Raw genomic sequence first — 18,391 nt, forward strand, 5'->3', positions numbered from 1 at the left:
GCCCTCGCATCACGTGCAATTCTGACAGTCAGAGCGCTTGGCCCAGCACACTGCGGTCGACCAGACGGAACGGCGTGCGGCCAGCCATCTGCTCGCTGCCGGCAAGATCGGAAACGCCCACGACCTGTTCGCCCTCCTTGCCCCGCAGCCATGGCACGGGGAGATTGGGGCCGCGGAACTCGTGGCGCCACGCACCATTCAGCGGGTCGACCTTGTCTCCTGACCGGCCCATGCGGAATTCGATCGGTACGCGCAGGGTGAGGTCCTCGGCATCCAGCAATTCCGGGTGCGCCGCATCCACGGTGTAGCGCCACTGCGCGGCCACCCGCATAGACTCTCGCTCCAGCAGGGCGCGCGCTTTGTCCAGTACCGAGGACCGGCCCTTGACGTTCAGCAGGCTGGACTGCGACGCCACCACCTCCGCCACCGTGCCATTGGGGTTCAGGCGCACGTTCAGCAGCACCGTTCCCTCCACTCCGGCAATCATCAGTCCCTTCGGATAGAGCGGCGGCTGCATCATCTGATGGGTGATGGACACCGGCTGCCGAGGCTGTTCGCCGGCCACATCAATGGTTTCGCCACGCTCGCGGGCGGCCAGCTGCGAGGCTTTCGCCGCCGCGCGGTCTTCCGGGGTAATGGGCGCAAACACCACGTTCTCGATCCGCACCTCATAACCGGCAGGCACTTCTCGGGCCGCCAGAATGATCCGCATCGGCGTCTTCGCCTTGACCGGCTTGCCACCTTGGGTGACTGGCTTCAATCGCCAGACCGGGATCGCCTTGTCAAGAATGTTTCGCAATGCCGGATCCAGCGTCGTGCGCAGGCTGTACTCCTTCACCCGCCCCTCGGTGTCGATGAGCAAGTCGCCGTCCACCCGCATCGTCATCACGCTCTCGCCGGCCGCCTGCACCGCCAGTCGATCGCCGGCCTGTGCACCTGCGGACGCCAGCAACAGCGCCAATACCCCCGCCTTCAACATGCGCATCCCCATCTCCCCGTTTGTCGATGTCGCCCCGCAACACCAGATCCCATCCTGCACGAAACGTGTGGAACCGCTCAGCCCACCTCGCCCGCCAGGTACGCGTCCTTCAGCCGCACATAGTGGCCGGCGCTGTAGTACAGCGCCTCGATCTCGGCCTCGCTGAGCATGCGCGCCTTCTTCGCCGGGTTGCCCAGCCACAGCTCGCCCTCGCCCACCACCTTGCCCGGCGCCACCAGCGCGCCGGCGCCGATGAAGGCGTGTTTCTTCACCAACGCGCCGTCCAGCACGATCGCGCCCATGCCCACCAGTACCGCATCCTCGATGGTGCAGGCGTGGATGATCGCCTTGTGGCCGATGGTGACGTCGCTGCCGATGCGGGTGGCAAAACCGCCCAGCTTGGCGTGCGGGCCGTCGTGGCTGACGTGGATGACGGTGCCGTCCTGGATATTCGTGCGGTGGCCGATGCGGACGAAGTTCACGTCGCCGCGGATCACCGTGAACGGCCACACCGAGACGTCGTCGCCCAGCACCACATCGCCGATCACGCAGGCGGCGGGGTCGATGTAAGCGCGGGTACCAAGGGTCGGGGCGATACCGCGATAGGGTCGGATGTTCATGGCTGGATTCTAGCGCCGGCACGACTACACTGCCCCGTATGGACAGCGCCGATACCCCGCTCCACGACCTGCAGCCCACCCTCGAACGCCTGCACGCGGCCTGGCGGGCGAACAAGCCGGACTACGCGCAGCGCCGCGGCGACCTGCAGCGCCTGCGCGATGCGCTGAAGCGGCGGCTGGACGAAATGGCGCGCACGATTGCCGCCGATTTCGGCCACCGGTCGCTGGACGAAAGCCGCATCGCCGACGGCATGACCGCGCTCAACGAGATCGACCACCTGCTCAAGCACCTGCGCGGCTGGGTGAAGCCGCGCCGGGTCGGCGTGGGCTGGCGCTTCCTGCCGGCGCGTGCGCAGGTGCGGCCGATGCCGCTGGGGGTGGTTGGCGTGATCGCGCCGTGGAACTATCCGGTGAACCTGGCGCTGATCCCGTTGGCCACCGCGATTGCCGCCGGCAACCACGTCTACCTGAAGCCGTCCGAACACACCCCGCGCACCAGCGCGTTCCTGCGCGACCTGCTGGCCGAGGTGTTCCCGGCCGACCGCGTTGCCGTCGCCATCGGCGGCGCAGAGGTGGGTTCGGCCTTCGCAGCACTGCCGTTCGACCATCTGGTGTTCACCGGCTCCACCGCGGTAGGCCGCAAGGTGATGGCCGCCGCCGCGCGAAACCTCACGCCGCTGACGCTGGAGCTGGGCGGCAAATCGCCGGCGCTGGTCGCCGCCGACTACCCCATCGAAAAAGCCGCCGCCCGTATTGCGACAGGCAAGTGGTTCAACTGCGGCCAGACCTGCATCGCGCCCGACTACGTGCTGGTGCCGGCCGACAAGCGCGATGCTTTTGTCGATGCGTTGCGCCGCGAAATCCAGGCGCGCTACGGCAGCGACCTCGGCAACCGCGACGACTACACCCGCATCATCAACGACGGCCAGTACGCGCGCCTGCAGGGCTATCTCGACGACGCGCAGCAGCGTGGCATCGACATCGTCACCCTGGCCGGCAGCGCCGATCCGGCGCAGCGGCTGCTGCCGCCGACCGTGCTGCTGGAGCCGGGCGATGACGCGAAGGTCATGCAGGACGAAATCTTCGGCCCGCTGCTGCCGGTGAAAAGCTACCGCACGCTGGAAGAAGCGATCGACTACATCAACGGCCACGAACGCCCGCTGGCGCTGTATCCGTTCAGCCACGACCGCGCGGTGATCGAGAAAATCCTGCACGCAACGCTGGCTGGCGGCATCTCGGTCAACGACACCCTGTTCCACTTTGCCGTGCCCACCCTGCCGTTCGGCGGCGTCGGCGCCAGCGGCATGGGCGCTTATCACAGCCGCACCGGCTTCGATGCGATGAGCAAGCTGCTGCCGGTGCTGTGGCAGGCGCGGCGCACCGGCGGCGACCTGCTCAAGCCGCCGTACTCGAAGGCGAAGTGGCTGATCGACCTGATCGTGCGCTGAGCGAGGGCGCACACGCTCACGGCCCCTTCATGGCTCGATGGGCCTTGATGGACGCATGGTTTCCACTGCGCCATCCACGCCGGCGAACCGGAATCCGCGGGTAGGCTGCGCGGGCTGGTCGATTCCTGCGCGCCATCGTGAGCTGTTCGGCGAGGGTGACAGCGCGCTGGCGCGCTACGCCACCCGCTTCTCCGCGGTGGAGATCAACTCCTCGTTCTACCGGGCGCACCAGCCCACGACCTACGCACGCTGGGCGGCAACGGTGCCGGCCGACTTCCGCTTCTCGGTCAAGATGCCGCGCGCCATCTCGCATGAGCACCGGCTGCGCGACAGCGAGGCGCTGCTCGACGCTTTTCTCGGCGAGGCGGGCGCGCTCGGCGACACGCTGGGCGGCTTCCTGCTGCAACTTCCGCCCACGCTTGCCTTCGACGATGGCGTCGCCGCCGCGTTCTTCAGCGCGTTACGCCGCCGCAGCGACGCCCGGGTCGCCTGCGAGCCGCGCCATGCCAGCTGGTTCACCCCGCGCGCCGAGGCATTGCTGGCGGCGCAGGGCGTGTCGCGGGTCGCGGCCGACCCGCCGCGCGCCGTGGTCGGTGCGGCACCCGGCGGCGATCCCGGCTGGCACTACTGGCGCTGGCATGGCTCGCCGGAGATCTATCGCAGTGCCTATCCGGACGCGCGCCTGCAGGCGCTGGCCAGCGCGATCGCCGAAGTCGGCACCAACAGCGCCAGCTGGGTGATCTTCGACAACACCGCCGGCGGCCACGCGATCGCCGACGCCAGCCGGCTGCAGTCGCTGCTGGTTGCAGATGCGGCCGGCGGCGGCCATGCCTGAAGGCCCCTCGATCATCATCATGCGCGAGGCCGCGGCCAGGTTCCGCGGCAAGACCGCGCGCGAGGTCGGCGGCAACAGCAAGCTGGACCTGCAGCGCATGCGCGGCCGCAAGGTGATCGCGGTGCGCAGCTGGGGCAAGCACTTCCTGCTCGAGTTCCGCGGCTTCAGCCTGCGTGCCCACCTGCTGCTGTTCGGCTCCTGGCTGATCGATGCGGAGAGGGCGGCAACACCGCGCCTGTCGCTGCACTTCGACAACGGCACGCTGAACGTCTACGCCTGCTCGCTGAAGTACATCGAAGGCGCGCTGGACGAGGCGTACGACTGGCGCGGCGACGTGATGGCCCCCGAATGGGACCCGAAGCTGGCGCGGTCCAAACTGAAACAGCAGCCGGAGGTGCTGGTCTGCGACGCGCTGCTGGACCAGGATGTGTTTGCCGGCGTCGGCAACATCATCAAGAACGAAGTGCTGTTCCGCATCCGCGTGCATCCCGCCAGCACGGTCGGCGTGCTGCCGCCGCGCCTGCTGGGAAAAATGATCAAGGACGCGCGCGACTACAGCTTCCAGTTCCTGGAATGGAAGAAACAGTACGTGCTGCGCCAGCACTGGCTGGTGCACAACAAGGGGCAGTGCCCGAACTGTGGCGGCAAGCTGACCCGCCAGCACATGGGCACCCGCAAACGGCGCACATTTTTCTGCGTGCGCTGCCAGCCGCTGTATCCGCCGCCGGCCTAGCTGCCCAGGTGCAGCAACGCGCGCCCTTCGTCCGTCACCAGCGCCGACAGGTCGCCCCCGAAGGCGCCGTGCGCCTCCGCGAGATCGCGCACCGCAGCGATCTCCTGCGGCGTCAACACGCCGTCGCGGGCATTGCGCACGGCCTGGTCGAGCACCGTCGCCAGCACATGGCGCTGGGTGTGCAGGCTCGCGCCGATGTGCCCGCGTGCGTCCGCATGCACGACGAACCCTTGCGCCTCGCAGCTGCGGACGAAATCCTGCGCCGCCAACGATGCGCCCCGGAACCATTCGGTGGCGCCACCGGCAAATGCCCGCATGGTCAACGGCACCGGGCAGGCGTGGGCTTTCAGGCGCCGGTGCAGCGCGGTCTCCAGCGCCTGTGCGTCGCCCCGCGATTCAGTTTCGACCAGCAGGCTGTGCTCGATGTCGAAGGCTTCGAACCAGCGCGGATGGAAGGATGACCAGCGCGCGAGCGGGTCGGCAGTCAACCCGACCTTGAGCAGATCCTCGGCGCCACTCATGCGCAGCACGTAGAGGAAGGCGGGGCCGTGGCGGGCGCTGGGCATCGCGGTTTGTGGCCGATAAGTTGGAAGCGGAACGGGGCAGGCGACGCCGAACGGCGCCGGGTACGGTAGGCTGCGGCGGATTCGGTCCGCCTCGCCCCCAAGAGTCTGCATGAAGATCGCCAGCTGGAACGTCAATTCGCTCAACGTGCGCCTGCCGCAGCTGCAGCAATGGCTGGCCGACTTCGCCCCGGACGTGGTGGGTCTGCAGGAAACCAAGCTGGAAGACCATCGCTTCCCGGACGACGCGCTACTGGAAGCCGGTTATCGCAGCGTCTTCCACGGTCAGAAGACCTACAACGGCGTGGCGATCCTGGCCCGTGAGCGCAGCATCGCGGACGTGCAGGTCGCCATTCCCGGCTTCGACGATCCGCAGGCGCGGGCGATCGCGGCCAGCGTGGGTGACGTGCGCATCGTCAATCTCTACGTGGTCAACGGCCAGGACGTGGGCACCGACAAATACGCTTACAAGCTGCGCTGGCTGGAAGCGGTGCACGGCTGGCTGGCCGACGAGCTGCGCCGGCATCCGAAGCTGGTGGTGCTGGGCGATTTCAACATCGCGCCCGACGACCGCGACGTGCACGATCCGGCCACCTGGAACGACGGCCATATCCTCACTTCCACCGCCGAACGCGATGCCCTGCAGCGGCTGCTGGCGTTGGGCCTGCATGACGGCTTCCGGCTGCACAACGACGAGGGTGGGATCTTCAGCTGGTGGGACTATCGGCAGGCGGCGTTCCGCCGCAATCTCGGCCTGCGCATCGACCTGACCCTGGTCTCGGACGCGCTGCGCGATGCGACGGTGGCCTCCGGCATCGACCGCAACCCGCGCCAGTGGGAACGGCCCAGCGACCACGCGCCGGCGTTCATCGAGCTGGGCTGAGCCGGCTCGCGGCCTCGCAATAAGCGAAGGCCCGGGGTTACCGGGCCTTCGCAAGACATCCTTGTCCTGACATCCCTGTCAAGCCGGGTTTCAGCGCACGCGGCCGCGACGGAACAGGTTGACGATGGCGAGCAGGATGATCGCGCCAAGGAAGGCGGATACGTAGGCCATGACGCCGGCGCCGCCGATCAGCGGGGCAATCAGCCAGCCGCCAAGCCACGAACCGATGATGCCGACCACGACGTTGAGGATGATGCCCTGCTGGCCGTCGGTCTTCATGACGAGGCTGGCCAGCCAGCCGATGATGCCGCCGATGATCAACCAGATGATGAGATTCATGACGTGTCTCCTGGAAAACGGAAAGAAAGTCCCGGATGGGCTGGCTTGTCTGACCCGACGCGCAAATCGCGGCGGACGGATGCAGTCTTCCCCAGCCCGCGTGATGACCGCGTTCGCACGCCTGAGCCGTCGTTCAGCGATGCCGACGGCGCGTGAAGACGGCAACCGCCGCGGCATACTGTGCGCATGACTGTGGATACCGATTCGCTGCGCCCCGAGCTTGAAGCAGGCCTTGCGCAACTCGATCTCGAGCCCGCGCTGGCCGCGCCGCTGCTGGACTACCTGGCGCTGCTGGCGCGCTGGAACGCGACCTACAACCTCACCGCCATCCGCGACCCGCGCGAAATGCTGGCCAAGCACCTGCTGGACTCGCTGGCGATGCAGCCATTCGTGCGCGGGATCGGCACGCTCGCCGACCTCGGCACCGGCCCCGGCCTGCCCGGCATCCCGCTGGCCATCGCCACGCCGGGCCTGCAGGTGACGCTGGTGGAAAGCAACGGCAAGAAGGCGCGCTTCCTGCGCGAGGCGGTGCGCCAGCTCAAGCTGGGCAATGTGCAGGTGGCGGAATCGCGGATCGAAGCGTTCCGGCCCGGCACCACGTTCGACGCCATCACCGCGCGCGCGCTGGCCACCCTGCCGCTGATCCTGCAGCTGGGCGGGCACCTGCCCGGCCCCGACGGCAGGCTGCTGGCGATGAAGGGCGTGCTGCCGGATGACGAGATCGCCGCGCTGCCGGCGGGATGGCGGGTCGCCGCGATCCATCCGCTGCGCGTGCCGGGACTTTCCGCCGAGCGCCATTTGCTGGAAATCGTGCGTACCCGGGCATAAGGCATAATCCTCTGTCGCCTGCCTGCCCCGGCGCAGGCCCAGCCGCAGGAACACACGCCGCATGGCCCGCATCATCGCCATTGCCAACCAGAAGGGTGGGGTCGGCAAGACCACGACCGCCGTCAACCTCGCCGCCGCGCTGGCGCGGACGCCCATGCGCGTGCTGCTGGTGGACCTGGATCCGCAGGGCAACGCCACCATGGGCAGCGGCATCGACAAGCGCGAGCTCGGCGCGTCGGTGACCGACGTCCTGCTGGGCGAGGCACAGCCGGCCGAAGCGGTAGTGCGCAGCGCCGACGGCTACGACCTGCTGCCCGGCAACATCGACCTGACCGCCGCCGAGCTCCAGCTGATGGACGCCACCAACCGCGAAGGCCGGCTGAAGGCCGCGCTGGAAACCCTGCGCGGCGGCTACGATTTCGTGCTGATCGACTGCCCGCCTTCGCTGTCGGTGCTCACCCTCAATGCGCTGACCGCGGCGGACTCCGTGCTGGTGCCGATGCAGTGCGAGTACTACGCGCTGGAAGGCCTGTCGGCGCTGATCGACACCATCGAGGGCCTGAAGGGCCGGTTCAACCCTGCGCTCGAGATCGAAGGCGTGCTGCGCACCATGTTCGACGTGCGCAATAACCTTGCCAACGCGGTGTCGGCCGAACTGACCAACCACTTCGGCGACCTGGTGTTCCGCACCATCGTGCCGCGCAACGTGCGCCTGGCCGAAGCGCCCAGCCATGGCCAGAGCATCCTCGGCTACGACAAGGCCAGCCGCGGCAGCGTGGCCTATCTTGGCCTGGCCGGCGAAGTCCTGCGCCGCCAGCGCGAACGCAGCCAGAAACAGAAGGAGACCGCCGCATGACTGCTGGCAAGGAGGCCGCAAAGGGCGGTGCCAAGAAGCGTGGCCTGGGCCGCGGACTGGAAGCCCTGCTGGGCCCCAAGGCAGCGGCCGATGCGCCGGCGCTGCAGGCAATGCCGGGCGACGTGCTGCGCACCCTGCCGGTGGACGCGATGGTGTCGGGCAAGTACCAGCCGCGTCGCACCATGGACGACGCCAAGCTGGACGAGTTGGCCGCGTCGATCCGCGCGCAGGGCGTGATCCAGCCGATCGTGGTGCGCGAGCGCATGGGCGCCGACGGCAAGGGCGGCCGCACCTACGAGATCATCGCCGGCGAGCGCCGCTGGCGCGCGTCGCAGCGCGCGGGCCTGGCGGAAGTGCCGGTGGTGGTGCGCGAGGTCGACGACCGCACCGTGGTGGCGATGGCGCTGATCGAGAACATCCAGCGCGAAGACCTCAACCCGCTGGAGGAAGCGCAGGCGCTGCAGCGGCTGATCGACGAGTTCGACCTGACCCACGCCGCCGCCGCCGAAGCGGTGGGCCGCTCACGCGCCGCGGTGTCCAACCTGCTGCGCCTGCTGGAGCTGCCGGAAGCCGTGCGCGTGCTGGTGCAGACCGGCGCGATAGAAATGGGCCACGCACGCGCGCTGCTGCCGCTGGCCGAGCCGATGGCGGTGGCACTGGCGAAACAGGCGGCCGAGGAAGGCTGGTCCGTGCGCCAGGTCGAACACCGCGTGCAGCAGATCGCCGCCGGCAAGGTGCCGGTGGAGCCCCGGAAGTCCGCGCCGAAGGCAAAGCCGCCGCAGGCCGACATCGCCGCGCTGGAGCGCGAGCTGTCAGACACGCTGGGCAGCAAGGTCAACGTGCTCAACGGCCGCGGCAACAAGGGCAAGCTGGTGATCCACTACGCCAACCTCGACGCGCTGGACGGCGTGCTGGAGCGGCTGCGCAACCGGTCGTGAGGTCACAACGCGCATGAGCGGATCGCCGCAACTCTCGGTCGTCGTCCCGGTCCACAACGAGGAAGACAACGTCGCCCCGCTGGTCGGCGAGATCGTGGCCGCGCTGCGTGGGCGGATCGACTTCGAAATCGTGTACGTGGACGACGCCTCCCGCGACGCCACCCTGGCGCGCCTGCGCGAGTTGCAGGCGACGACGCCAGAACTGCGGGTGGTCCGCCACCTGGCCAACGCCGGCCAGAGCACCGCCGTGCGCAACGGGGTCAAGGCCGCGCGCGCGCCGTGGATCGCGACGCTGGACGGCGACGGCCAGAACAACCCGGCCGACATTCCCAACCTGCTGGCCAAACGTGACGCTTCGCCCGAGGCGGTGAAGCTGTTCGCCGGCTGGCGGGTCAACCGCCAGGATTCCGGCAGCAAGCGCTGGGCGTCGAAATTCGCCAACGCGATCCGAGCACGGCTGCTGCGCGACGCCACCCCCGACACCGGCTGCGGCATCAAGCTGTTCGCCCGCGAAGCGTTCCTCGACCTGCCCTACTTCGACCACATGCACCGCTACCTGCCAGCGCTGATGCAGCGCGCCGGCTGGCAGACCGTCAGCGTGCCGGTCAACCACCGCCACCGCACCGCCGGCGTGTCCAAGTACAACAACCTCGGCCGCGCCATGGTCGGCATCAAGGACCTGTTCGGGGTGTCCTGGCTGATCCAGCGCAGCCGCCGCACCGGCACCGAGGAATTGCCGCGGTGATCGCGATGCTGGCGGCGGCGCCGGCCGGTTTCATGGACACGCCGCTGGCGGCGCTGGCCTGGACCGGCATCCACATGAGCCCGTGGAAGCTGATCGGGCTGGTCGGCGCGCTGATGTTCGGCGGCCGCTGGCTGGTGCAGTTCATCGCCAGCAAGCGCCACGGCAAGCCGGTGATCCCGCGGCTGTTCTGGTACATGAGCATCCTCGGCAGCCTGATGACGCTGAGCTATTTCGTGTTCGGCAAGAACGACGCGGTGGGCATCCTGCAGAACCTGTTCCCCAGTTTCACCGCCTGCTACAGCCTGTACCTGGACATCCGCCATCGCGGCTGGAAGCGCGACCGCGCCGGCCATTGAGCCGCCTGTCTCGATGCTACGATCCGGGCACCTGACCACCGCCGGTTCCCGCCCCGTGAAGTCCATCGCCCGCGCCAGCCTGCTGGCCCTGTGCCTGTCGTCCGCCTTCGCCCACGCACAGACCGCGCCCGCCGCGCCGGTTGCCGCCCAGTCGAGCAATGCCGCCGATGCCGCGTTCCGCGCGATCTACCAGGCCGAATGGAAATGGCGGATGCAGCAGGCCGGGGCGTGGACCGAAGACAGCGACGAGACCAGCCGCACGCCCGCGCGCAGCCTGCCCGACGTCAGCACAGAAGCGTTACAGAAGCAGCTCACCTATCTCGACGGCGTGCTGCGCCAGCTCGACGGCATCGAGGTGGCCGCGCTGTCGCCGGCCGAGCAGCTGAACTACGCGATCTACCGTCCGCAGATCGAGCACAAAGCAGCGGAGATCCGCCTGCGCGACCACGAGATGCCGTTCAATTCCGACAGCTCGTTCTGGTCGAACCTCGACTTCATGGCCCGCGCCAACCTGCGCAGCGCCGACGATTACCGCGCCTACGCGGCGCGGTTGCGCGACGTGCCGCGCTACTTCGACCAGCAGATCGCCAACATGCGCACCGGGCTGGCGCGCGGCTTCTCGGTGCCGCGCGCGGTGCTGCCGGGCCGCGACGTGTCGATCGCGACGACCGCGGAGCTGAAGGATCCGGAAGCCGCCTCGCTGTGGGCGCCCTACAAGACGATCCCGGCCGGCATCCCCACCGCCGAGCAGGACGCGCTGCGCGCCGAAGGCCGCGCCGCGATCCGCGAGGCGGTGATCCCCGCCTTCGCCAGACTGCTGGTGTTTTTCCGCAGCGAGTACATGCCGAAAGCGCGCGCCACGCTGGCGGCCGAGGCGATGCCGAACGGCGAGGCCTGGTATCGCGAGCAGATCCGCAAATACACCACCCTGGAGCTGACGCCCGACCAGATCCACGCCATCGGCCTGCAGGAAGTGGCCGGCATCCGCGCCGAGATGGAGGCGATCATCGACGGCCTGGGCTTCGCAGGCAAATCGAAGGAAACCCGCTTCAACGATTTCCTGACCTTCCTGCGCACCGACCCGCAGTTCTACGCATCGAGCCCGCAGGAGTTGCTCAACCACGCCGCCTGGATCAGCAAGCGGGTGGACGGACAGGTCGGCAAGATCATCGGCACCCTGCCGCGCGGGCGCTTCACCATCGTGCCGGTGCCGCCGGCGATCGCGCCGTTCTGGACCGCAGGCCGCGGCGGCGCCGGCACCTACTGGGTCAACACCTATGACCTGCCGTCGCGCCCGCTGTACAACCTGCCCGCGCTGACCCTGCACGAGTCCGCCCCCGGTCACGCGCTGCAGGGCTCGCTGGTGCAGGAACAGGGCGAAGTGCCCGGGTTCCGCAAGGAATACATCAGCGCCTACGGCGAGGGCTGGGGCCTGTACAGCGAATGGCTGGGCAAGGAGATGGGCATCTACGAGACGCCCTACGACGACTTCGGCCGGCTCACCTACGCGATGTGGCGCGCCTGCCGGCTGGTCATCGACACCGGCGTCCACCACAAGGGCTGGAGCCGCGATCAGGCGCTGGCCTACCTGCGCGACAACACCGCGCTGTCCGAGCACGAGGTGACCACCGAGGTCGACCGCTACATCAGCTGGCCGGGCCAGGCGTTGAGCTACAAGCTGGGCGAGCTCACCATCATGCGCCTGCGCCGCGAGGCCGAAGCCGCGCTGGGGCCGAGATTCGACGTGCGCGCCTTCCACGACGCCATCCTGTCGCAGGGCTCGGTGCCGCTGCCGGTGCTGGAATCGCAGATCCGCGCGTGGGTGGTGGCGGTGCAGGCCGAGGCGAAGACAAAGTAGGAATCGCGTCTACCCTCCCCTGCAGGGGCAGGGTTTTCAAGCCAAGTGCTTGCCTGGAAATGGGTTTCCCCGCATAATGCGCGGCTCGCTGCGTCCTGCAGCGCTTCCCGTCGTGGATTTCACGCCGGGGCCGCCGTCACCCGGGCTACGGGCGACAACCACACACCATCGAGGTGCACAGTGTCCAAAGTCTGCCAAGTCACCGGCAAGCGCACGATCTCCGGCAACAATGTTTCGCATTCGAACCGGAAAACCCGTCGTCGCTTCATGCCCAACCTCCACGAGCGTCGCTTCTGGGTCGCTTCGGAAAACCGCTGGATCAAGCTCCGCATTTCCAATGCCGCGCTGCGCACCATCGACAAAAACGGCATCGATGCCGTCCTGGCCGACCTGCGCAAGCAGGGCGAGAAGGTCTGAGGAGGACTGAATCATGGCTACCAAGCGCGACAAGATCCGTCTGATTTCCTCGGCCGGCACCGGTCATTTCTACACGACCGACAAGAACAAGAAGAACACCCCGAACAAGATGGAGGTCAGCAAGTACGACCCCGTCGTTCGCAAGCACGTGATGTACAAGGAAGGCAAGATCAAGTAAGCCGCGGCGCATTGCGCACCGGCCTTGCCCTCCCGGAAAACCCGCCTCACGGCGGGTTTTCTTTTGCCTCCCGCTGGCGTTCGCGCAGGGCCTGCGGCTCAGCCGCCAGCCGGCGCCACCCGCGCATCGTCGACGCCATCGAAGCTGAAGACGTCGCCAGCGGCATTGACCAGCACCAGCCTGGGCGGCTGCGCCTGCTCGAAACGCATCGCCAGCCGGCCCTGCAGACGGTTGGCCACCTGTCCGTCGAGACGGCCCAGCGCCGGGTCGGCGCAGGACGTCATCGCCACGCTGAAAGGTTCGACCAGCAGGCTGTCGGCGCTCGGTGCATGGCGCGCGCTCATCACGTTGCAGGCATTGCCCACGCTGACCAGCGAGGCGTTGAAATCCAGCTGCACCGGCAGCTGCGGACGCACGAACAGCGCATCGATGCGGCGCCCCCCGGCGTCCACCGCGGCGACCAGGCGCCAGTGGTGGCGGGTCAGCGCGAGCACCACCTGCAGCGCACCGGCGGGCGCCGGCGTGGCCTGCTGCATGTCCGCAGGCGGAGTAGAGAAGGCCTGCGCCCCGACCGTGGACGCCGGCACCGCGGCCGGCGCCGGCGCCGGCTGGCACCCGGCCAGCAGCAGCCCGGGCAAGGCGATCATCGACAGTTTGCGCACCGCCTTCCCTCCGCGAATGGATCCGCTCACTGGCCTGCCGGCAACCACAGCAGCAGCGCCACGCCCAGCACGATGCGGTAGATCGCGAACGCGGTAAAGCGGTGGCCCTGGATGTAGCGCAGCAGCCATTTCACCGCCACGAACGCGGTCACCGCCGAGGCGACGAAGGCCACCCCCAGTGCGTTCCAGTCCACGTTGGCGAAGCCGCCGTCGCTCCACAGCGACAGCAGCTCATAGCCGGTGGCGGCGAACATGGTGGGGATGCCGACCAGGAACGCGAATTCGGTGGCGGCTGCGCGGCTGGTGGTGCCCGCCAGCAGCGCCACGAAGATGGTGGCGGCGCTGCGCGAGGTGCCGGGAAACACCCCCGCCAGCACCTGCGCCACGCCGACCAGCAGCGCCGTGCGCCAAGCGATCGCCGTGCGTTCGCCGTCGCGCGCCGCGCGCCGCGCCGCCCACTGCTCCGCCAGCAGCATCCACAGCGCGCCGAGGATCAGCGCCCAGGCGATCGGCTGCACGGTGGCCGGCAGGTGGAACGGCGTCCATTGCTGGCCGAACAGCGCGCCGATGCGGTCGGCCTTCTTCAGCGCCAGCCCCAGGATCGCGGTCACCAGGAACGCGCCGGCCAGCTTGAAAGCGTAGTCGCGCGACTGCGCCGGGGTGGTCGACACGCCCAGCGGATCGTAATCGGCCGGGGCGTCGCGGCCGGCGAACGCGACCAGCATGCCCCACAGCCGCTTCCAGTAGATCAGCACCACGGCCAGGATCGCGCCGGCCTGGATGGCGATATTGAACAGGTCGCTGCGCGGCCCGAGCCAGTGCTGGGCAATGAGCAGGTGGCCGGTACTGGAGATCGGCAGGAATTCGGTGATGCCTTCGATAATGCCCAGCAGCAGGGCAGCTAGCAGCTCGTACATGGAGGAACAGGGGCCGGTGGAAGCGTGCGCTGGCCGCACGGGCAGTCGCGCAGCATACCCGATGCACCGTTTGCACGGTTACAGTGCATTAGCGAATGTCAAATCCTCAATTTGGTGCAACCGCTTTCCATTGGCGACGCTCACCTCTATGCAAATCAATGGCTTGCAGCGAAAGCCAGGTTGGCACGCCGCGTGCTTGATGCATTGCGTCGATATCACGATGCCTTTCCCCATCCCTGCCCCGGAGCCAGCCATGTCCCTCGAACACGTCGAAAAGCTCATCAAGGACCACAAGGTCGAATTCATCGACCTGCGCTTCGCCGACATGCGCGGCGTGCAGCACCATGTGACCTTTCCCAAGTCGATCGTCGATGCCAGCCTGTTCGAGGACGGCAAGATGTTCGACGGCAGCTCGATCAGCGGCTGGCGCGGCATCCAGAACTCCGACATGGTGCTGCTGCCGGACCCTTCCACCGCGTTCCTGGATCCATTCACCTTGCGCTATGACAGCCTGGACGCACTGGTGGCGATGGGCGTGCTGCCGCGCCGCAATCTGATTGGCGTTGCCCAGCCGCCGCGCGCGTTCCCGGGAGAGTTCGTCGCCGATCCGCCGGGCCGTTGACCGAAGGTCCTCCGGCGGGACGACCCGCCGGAACACCGGCTCTTACTTGACCGCGCCTTCGATCTTCTCGCCAGCCTTCTGGATGTCTTTGCCGGCACCGGCAATGGTGTTGCAGCCAGCCAGAAAAGCCAGACAGGCCAGCATCAACAGCGCCATCTTCATCAGCTTCATGGGGTTCTCCTCGGGATCCGACGGACATTATCGGGCCGAGGGGAGGTCAGACAAGAGCGCTTCCCGCGCCGGCCGCCCGCGTGCTGGCGGCCGGCCGGCGCCGGGGAGGCTATCAGCACTTCATGTCCTTGCAGTCCTGGGCCTTGTCTTCGACCTTTTCACCGGCCTTCTGTACGTCCTTGCCTGCGCCGGCAATCGTGTTGCAGGCAGTCAGGACCATGCTGGAGAACATGACCAGCATCAGCAGGGCGATCAAGCGCTTCATGGAGCCTCCTTCACTGTGGGGGTGCGGCCATTTACCCCGCTGCCGCGTGAAGCAGGCGTGCATGGCGGCGGCGGCAACACAACCACGAATGAACGGGCGGTGCCTGCCCGCCTCAGTCGTCGCGCTCGCGGGGAATCACGCTGATGCGGCCATTGGTCTCCAGCAGGGCAAGGCGCACGTCGCCCACATCGTCGATGTTGTTCATCCGCAACGCCTCGGCGAAATCGTCCTGGCTGACCAGCTCGCGCCGCAGCACTTGCCGGAACACCCGGCCATCGCGCGCCAGCACCACCGGCTCGCCCTCGACCCAGCGCTCCACCGAGCGGTTGCGGGAGGTTTGCCACGCCACCAGGTAGTTGAGTGCGATCAGGGTGGTCGCCATGATCGCCGCGCCGGTCAGCGAGTTGTCGCCACCGTTGATGCCGTTCTGCACCGCATTGCCGATCAGGATCAGCAGGACCAGGTCGAACGGCGTGAACTGCCCCACTGCGCGCTTGCCGGAGACCCGCACCAGCACCATCACCAGCACATAGACCGCACAGGCCCGCAGCACGAAGTGCCACCACGGTGCAGACAGCTGGAACAACTCGCTCATGTGATCTCTCCGCTGATCGCCTGCACGCACATTAACAACGCGACTGCATGAAGCCTGCATGGAGAAAAGCCCCCTCTGGCAAAGGGGGCGCGGCAAAGCCGCGGGGATTTGGAAGCCACCGGCTCGGGGCCCAAGGTTTGCGTAGCGAACTTCGGGCTTTTGCGGCCACTCCAAAAGACGCCCACAAAAAAGCCCCGCAGCCAGGGGGGACTGCGGGGCCGGGGAAGGCCGGTTGGGGAGGACCTGCACCTTCCGGATGATCACACCAGGGGAGGGGTAGTGATCGGCAACAGGCGTTGCACCTGTTGCGAGCTATATGACCACTTCCAACATGGATGGTTCGTGAAGATTCCAGTTAAAAAACCGTTCGGTTCAGGAATGATTCATTGCATTTTCCAGAAACCCCGCCAAACCCGCGCCGCGTCACGCTTTGCGGGCCTAACCGCGAGCTCAGTGGGCCTCGTCCCAGTTGTCGCCCACCCCGCTGTCCACCACCAGCGGCACCCGCAGCCGGGCCGCGCCGGACATCAGCGCCGGTACCTGTTCCAGCAGGGTCGGCACGAAGTCGGCGTCGGCCTCGAACACCAGTTCGTCGTGCACCTGCAGGATCATCAGCGCGCGCTCGCGGTTGTCGGCCAGCCAGGCGTCCACCTGCACCATCGCGCGCTTGATGATGTCGGCGGCGGTGCCCTGCATCGGCGCGTTGATCGCGGCGCGCTCGGCGCCGGCGCGCTGGGCGGCATTGCGCGAGTGGATGTAGTCCAGCGCCAGCCGGCGCCCGAACACGGTTTCAACAAAGCCGGCATCGCGCGCCTGCTGGCGGGTGCGCTCCATGTAGTCGCGCACGCCCGGATAGCGGCTGAAGTACAGCGCGATGTAGTCCTGCGCCTCGCCGCGGCCAACGCCCAGCTGCTTGGCCAGCCCGAACGCGCCCATGCCGTAGATCAGGCCGAAGTTGATCGCCTTGGCGGCGCGGCGCTCGTTGCCGGACACCTCGGCGACCGGCTTGCCGAACACCTCGGCGGCGGTGGCGCGGTGGATGTCGGCGCCTTCCGCGAACGCGCGCAGCAGCGCCGGGTCTTCCGACAGGTGGGCCATGATCCGCAGCTCGATCTGCGAGTAGTCGCAGGCCACCAGCTTGCGGCCCGGCGGCGCGATGAAGGCGGTGCGGATACGCCGGCCTTCTTCGCTGCGGATCGGGATGTTCTGCAGGTTGGGATCGGACGAGGACAACCGCCCGGTGGCTGCGCCGGCCTGGTGGTAGCTGGTGTGCACGCGGCCGGTGTCGGGATTGACCATCTCCGGCAGCTTGTCGGTATAGGTGCTGCGCAGCTTGGCCAGACCGCGATATTCCAGGATGATCCGCGGCAGTTCGTGCTGGTCGGCGATGGCTTCCAGCGCCTCTTCGTTGGTCGAAGGCGCGCCACCCGGCGTCTTCACCAACGCCGGCAGCTTGAGCTCATCGAACAGCAGCGCGCCCAGCTGCTTGGGCGAATCCAGGTTGAAGCTGCGCCCGGCCAGCTCGGTAGCCTGCTGCTGCGCGGCCAGCATGCGCCGGCCCAGCTCCGCCGACTGCCGGCGCAGCTCGTCGGCATCGATCAGCACGCCGTTCGCCTCCACCCGCGCCAGCACCGGCACCAGCGGCATTTCGATGTCGCGGTAAACCGCATCCAGCGTCGGCTCGGCCTGCAGCTTCGCGCGCAGCACGCGGTGCAGGCGCAGGGTGATGTCGGCGTCCTCGGCGGCGTAGCGCGTGGCGTCGTCGATGGCGACCTGCGAGAACGGGATTTGCTTGGCACCCTTGCCGGCCACGGCTTCGTACTTGATGGTGTCGTAGCCGAGATGCCGCTTCGCCAGCGAATCCATGTCGTGGCGGGCGATGCCTGCGCTGAGCACGAAGCTTTCCAGCATCGTGTCGTCGGCATAGCCGCGCACGTCGATGCCGTGCCGGCGCAGCACGTGCAGGTCGTACTTGACGTGCTGGCCCAGCTTCTTCTTCGAAGGATCGGACAGCAGCGGGCGCAGCGCGTCCAGTACCTGCGCGCGGGAAAGTTGCGCGGGCGCACCCGGATAGTCGTGGCCGAGCGGTAGGTAGCAGGCCTTGCCCGGTTCGACGCTGAAGCTCAGGCCGACCAGGTTGGCCCGCATCGGATCGAGCGCATCGGTTTCGCTGTCGAAAGCGAATTCGTCGGCAGCCTGCAGCTTCGCGATCCAGTCAGTGAGTTGCGCCTGGGTCAGCACCGTTTCGTATTCGCCCGGCGCGGACAGCGCGGGGTCGATCTCCGGCTGCGACGCGGGCGCGGGCGCGGCCGCCGCGACGAAACCGCCGCCGCGCGCCACGCCCGGCTCCCGGTTTGCCACCGCAGCGGCCGCCGCGCCGCCGTCCAGTTCCTTCAGCGCCTGGTTGAAGCCGTAGCGCGCGTACAGCCCGCGCAGCGCGTCGGCGTCGCGTTCGCGCAATGCCAGGTCGGCCGGCGCCTGCGCCAGCGCCACGTCGGTCCTGATGGTGACCAGGTCGCGGTTCAGGGGCAGCCTCTCAAGCGCCGCGCGCAGGTTGTCGCCGACCTTGCCCTTGATCGCGGC

The 18,391-nt window shown here is 68.0% G+C and carries 22 protein-coding genes and 1 pseudogene; 13 read left to right on the forward strand and 10 right to left on the reverse strand.

Features of this window, described 5'->3' with window-relative positions; all coding sequences use genetic code 11:
• Positions 1 to 28: 28 nt before the first annotated feature.
• Positions 29 to 961, reverse strand: coding sequence for an energy transducer TonB (locus G582_RS0112175; RefSeq protein ID WP_156880495.1), 933 nt, complete (start codon positions 959 to 961; stop codon positions 29 to 31).
• Between the two features lie 95 nt (positions 962 to 1,056).
• Positions 1,057 to 1,599: a gamma carbonic anhydrase family protein gene (locus G582_RS0112180; RefSeq protein WP_028840067.1), complete on the reverse strand. Its 543-nt coding sequence runs from the start codon at positions 1,597 to 1,599 to the stop codon at positions 1,057 to 1,059.
• A gap of 38 nt (positions 1,600 to 1,637) precedes the next feature.
• Between G582_RS0112180 and G582_RS0112185 the strand changes: the two genes are divergently transcribed.
• From G582_RS0112185 to G582_RS0112195, 3 genes are read left to right on the forward strand one after another with little or no spacing between them, the layout of a single operon-like run.
• On the forward strand, positions 1,638 to 3,047 hold the full coding sequence (locus G582_RS0112185; RefSeq protein ID WP_028840068.1) for a coniferyl aldehyde dehydrogenase: 1,410 nt from the start codon (positions 1,638 to 1,640) through the stop codon (positions 3,045 to 3,047).
• Positions 3,048 to 3,102: 55 nt separating this feature from the next.
• Entirely contained in the window at positions 3,103 to 3,882 is a 780-nt protein-coding gene (locus G582_RS0112190) for a DUF72 domain-containing protein (RefSeq protein WP_028840069.1), read from the forward strand.
• On the forward strand, positions 3,875 to 4,615 hold the full coding sequence (locus G582_RS0112195) for a DNA-formamidopyrimidine glycosylase family protein (RefSeq protein ID WP_028840070.1): 741 nt from the start codon (positions 3,875 to 3,877) through the stop codon (positions 4,613 to 4,615). Before G582_RS0112190 ends, G582_RS0112195 begins: the two co-directional genes overlap by 8 nt.
• On the opposite strand, the gene G582_RS16595 is transcribed toward G582_RS0112195, so the two are convergent.
• A complete protein-coding gene (locus G582_RS16595) occupies positions 4,612 to 5,316 on the reverse strand; it encodes a GIY-YIG nuclease family protein (RefSeq protein WP_083961205.1) in 705 nt (234 codons plus the stop codon). The genes G582_RS0112195 and G582_RS16595 overlap by 4 nt on opposite strands.
• Between G582_RS16595 and xth the strand changes: the two genes are divergently transcribed.
• The gene (xth, locus tag G582_RS0112205) at positions 5,291 to 6,061 is read left to right on the forward strand and encodes an exodeoxyribonuclease III (protein WP_028840071.1); all 771 of its coding nucleotides are present in this window, start codon (positions 5,291 to 5,293) and stop codon (positions 6,059 to 6,061) included. The genes G582_RS16595 and xth overlap by 26 nt on opposite strands.
• Before the next feature lie 90 nt (positions 6,062 to 6,151).
• Here the strand turns inward: xth and G582_RS0112210 are convergent, their stop codons facing one another.
• A complete protein-coding gene (locus tag G582_RS0112210; RefSeq protein ID WP_028840072.1) occupies positions 6,152 to 6,400 on the reverse strand; it encodes a GlsB/YeaQ/YmgE family stress response membrane protein in 249 nt (82 codons plus the stop codon).
• A 186-nt stretch (positions 6,401 to 6,586) separates the two neighbouring features.
• On the opposite strand from G582_RS0112210, the gene rsmG reads away from it, so the two are divergent.
• From rsmG to rpmG, 8 genes are all read left to right on the forward strand, one after another.
• Entirely contained in the window at positions 6,587 to 7,228 is a 642-nt protein-coding gene (gene rsmG / locus G582_RS0112215) for a 16S rRNA (guanine(527)-N(7))-methyltransferase RsmG (protein WP_038054048.1), read from the forward strand.
• A 61-nt stretch (positions 7,229 to 7,289) separates the two neighbouring features.
• Complete coding sequence (locus G582_RS0112220; protein ID WP_028840074.1) at positions 7,290 to 8,084, forward strand: ParA family protein; 795 nt, start codon at positions 7,290 to 7,292, stop codon at positions 8,082 to 8,084.
• Positions 8,081 to 9,022: a ParB/RepB/Spo0J family partition protein gene (locus G582_RS0112225; protein WP_028840075.1), complete on the forward strand. Its 942-nt coding sequence runs from the start codon at positions 8,081 to 8,083 to the stop codon at positions 9,020 to 9,022. Before G582_RS0112220 ends, G582_RS0112225 begins: the two co-directional genes overlap by 4 nt.
• Before the next feature lie 13 nt (positions 9,023 to 9,035).
• Positions 9,036 to 9,767 (forward strand): glycosyltransferase family 2 protein, encoded by a 732-nt coding sequence (locus tag G582_RS0112230; RefSeq protein WP_028840076.1) that lies wholly within the window; start codon positions 9,036 to 9,038, stop codon positions 9,765 to 9,767.
• 32 nt (positions 9,768 to 9,799) lie between these two features.
• Positions 9,800 to 10,123: a lipid-A-disaccharide synthase N-terminal domain-containing protein gene (locus tag G582_RS0112235; RefSeq protein WP_138347763.1), complete on the forward strand. Its 324-nt coding sequence runs from the start codon at positions 9,800 to 9,802 to the stop codon at positions 10,121 to 10,123.
• Positions 10,124 to 10,178: 55 nt separating this feature from the next.
• Positions 10,179 to 11,981 (forward strand): DUF885 domain-containing protein, encoded by a 1,803-nt coding sequence (locus G582_RS0112240; RefSeq protein ID WP_028840078.1) that lies wholly within the window; start codon positions 10,179 to 10,181, stop codon positions 11,979 to 11,981.
• Positions 11,982 to 12,161: 180 nt separating this feature from the next.
• Positions 12,162 to 12,398: a 50S ribosomal protein L28 gene (gene rpmB / locus G582_RS0112245; RefSeq protein WP_028840079.1), complete on the forward strand. Its 237-nt coding sequence runs from the start codon at positions 12,162 to 12,164 to the stop codon at positions 12,396 to 12,398.
• A 10-nt stretch (positions 12,399 to 12,408) separates the two neighbouring features.
• Entirely contained in the window at positions 12,409 to 12,576 is a 168-nt protein-coding gene (gene rpmG, locus G582_RS0112250; RefSeq protein ID WP_171033465.1) for a 50S ribosomal protein L33, read from the forward strand.
• 98 nt (positions 12,577 to 12,674) lie between these two features.
• Here the strand turns inward: rpmG and G582_RS16600 are convergent, their stop codons facing one another.
• Complete coding sequence (locus G582_RS16600; protein WP_156880497.1) at positions 12,675 to 13,223, reverse strand: META domain-containing protein; 549 nt, start codon at positions 13,221 to 13,223, stop codon at positions 12,675 to 12,677.
• Between the two features lie 41 nt (positions 13,224 to 13,264).
• A complete protein-coding gene (locus tag G582_RS0112260; RefSeq protein ID WP_028840081.1) occupies positions 13,265 to 14,155 on the reverse strand; it encodes an undecaprenyl-diphosphate phosphatase in 891 nt (296 codons plus the stop codon).
• A 253-nt stretch (positions 14,156 to 14,408) separates the two neighbouring features.
• On the opposite strand from G582_RS0112260, the pseudogene G582_RS0112265 reads away from it, so the two are divergent.
• Positions 14,409 to 14,648, forward strand: a pseudogene (locus tag G582_RS0112265) (glutamine synthetase beta-grasp domain-containing protein); the annotation flags it as partial.
• Between the two features lie 171 nt (positions 14,649 to 14,819).
• On the opposite strand, the gene G582_RS17300 reads toward G582_RS0112265, so the two are convergent.
• The 4 genes from G582_RS17300 to polA form a co-directional block, all read right to left on the reverse strand.
• Complete coding sequence (locus tag G582_RS17300; RefSeq protein WP_051247223.1) at positions 14,820 to 14,948, reverse strand: entericidin A/B family lipoprotein; 129 nt, start codon at positions 14,946 to 14,948, stop codon at positions 14,820 to 14,822.
• Positions 14,949 to 15,060: 112 nt separating this feature from the next.
• Positions 15,061 to 15,213 carry an entericidin A/B family lipoprotein gene (locus G582_RS0112275; protein ID WP_028840083.1) on the reverse strand — a complete coding sequence of 51 codons (153 nt, stop codon included), beginning with the start codon at positions 15,211 to 15,213 and terminating at the stop codon, positions 15,061 to 15,063.
• 112 nt (positions 15,214 to 15,325) lie between these two features.
• The gene (locus G582_RS0112280) at positions 15,326 to 15,808 is read right to left on the reverse strand and encodes a DUF421 domain-containing protein (RefSeq protein WP_028840084.1); all 483 of its coding nucleotides are present in this window, start codon (positions 15,806 to 15,808) and stop codon (positions 15,326 to 15,328) included.
• A gap of 450 nt (positions 15,809 to 16,258) precedes the next feature.
• A partial coding sequence (gene polA / locus G582_RS0112285; RefSeq protein WP_028840085.1) for a DNA polymerase I occupies positions 16,259 to 18,391 on the reverse strand: 2,133 nt, incomplete at its 5' end.

Source organism: Thermomonas fusca DSM 15424 (assembly GCF_000423885.1).
GTDB classification, from domain to species: domain Bacteria; phylum Pseudomonadota; class Gammaproteobacteria; order Xanthomonadales; family Xanthomonadaceae; genus Thermomonas; species Thermomonas fusca.

Coding starts and splice junctions, on each gene's coding strand:
- G582_RS0112210 (WP_028840072.1), bottom strand. CDS start 6,400: ATGAATCTCATCATCTGGTTGATCATCGGCGGCATCATCGGCTGGCTG.
- G582_RS16600 (WP_156880497.1), bottom strand. CDS start 13,223: ATGATCGCCTTGCCCGGGCTGCTGCTGGCCGGGTGCCAGCCGGCGCCG.
- G582_RS0112190 (WP_028840069.1), top strand. CDS start 3,103: ATGGTTTCCACTGCGCCATCCACGCCGGCGAACCGGAATCCGCGGGTA.
- G582_RS0112260 (WP_028840081.1), bottom strand. CDS start 14,155: ATGTACGAGCTGCTAGCTGCCCTGCTGCTGGGCATTATCGAAGGCATC.
- G582_RS17300 (WP_051247223.1), bottom strand. CDS start 14,948: ATGAAGCTGATGAAGATGGCGCTGTTGATGCTGGCCTGTCTGGCTTTT.
- G582_RS0112280 (WP_028840084.1), bottom strand. CDS start 15,808: ATGAGCGAGTTGTTCCAGCTGTCTGCACCGTGGTGGCACTTCGTGCTG.
- G582_RS0112220 (WP_028840074.1), top strand. CDS start 7,290: ATGGCCCGCATCATCGCCATTGCCAACCAGAAGGGTGGGGTCGGCAAG.
- G582_RS0112180 (WP_028840067.1), bottom strand. CDS start 1,599: ATGAACATCCGACCCTATCGCGGTATCGCCCCGACCCTTGGTACCCGC.
- G582_RS0112195 (WP_028840070.1), top strand. CDS start 3,875: ATGCCTGAAGGCCCCTCGATCATCATCATGCGCGAGGCCGCGGCCAGG.
- G582_RS0112230 (WP_028840076.1), top strand. CDS start 9,036: ATGAGCGGATCGCCGCAACTCTCGGTCGTCGTCCCGGTCCACAACGAG.
- G582_RS0112235 (WP_138347763.1), top strand. CDS start 9,800: ATGGACACGCCGCTGGCGGCGCTGGCCTGGACCGGCATCCACATGAGC.
- xth (WP_028840071.1), top strand. CDS start 5,291: ATGAAGATCGCCAGCTGGAACGTCAATTCGCTCAACGTGCGCCTGCCG.
- G582_RS0112225 (WP_028840075.1), top strand. CDS start 8,081: ATGACTGCTGGCAAGGAGGCCGCAAAGGGCGGTGCCAAGAAGCGTGGC.
- rsmG (WP_038054048.1), top strand. CDS start 6,587: ATGACTGTGGATACCGATTCGCTGCGCCCCGAGCTTGAAGCAGGCCTT.
- G582_RS0112275 (WP_028840083.1), bottom strand. CDS start 15,213: ATGAAGCGCTTGATCGCCCTGCTGATGCTGGTCATGTTCTCCAGCATG.
- G582_RS0112185 (WP_028840068.1), top strand. CDS start 1,638: ATGGACAGCGCCGATACCCCGCTCCACGACCTGCAGCCCACCCTCGAA.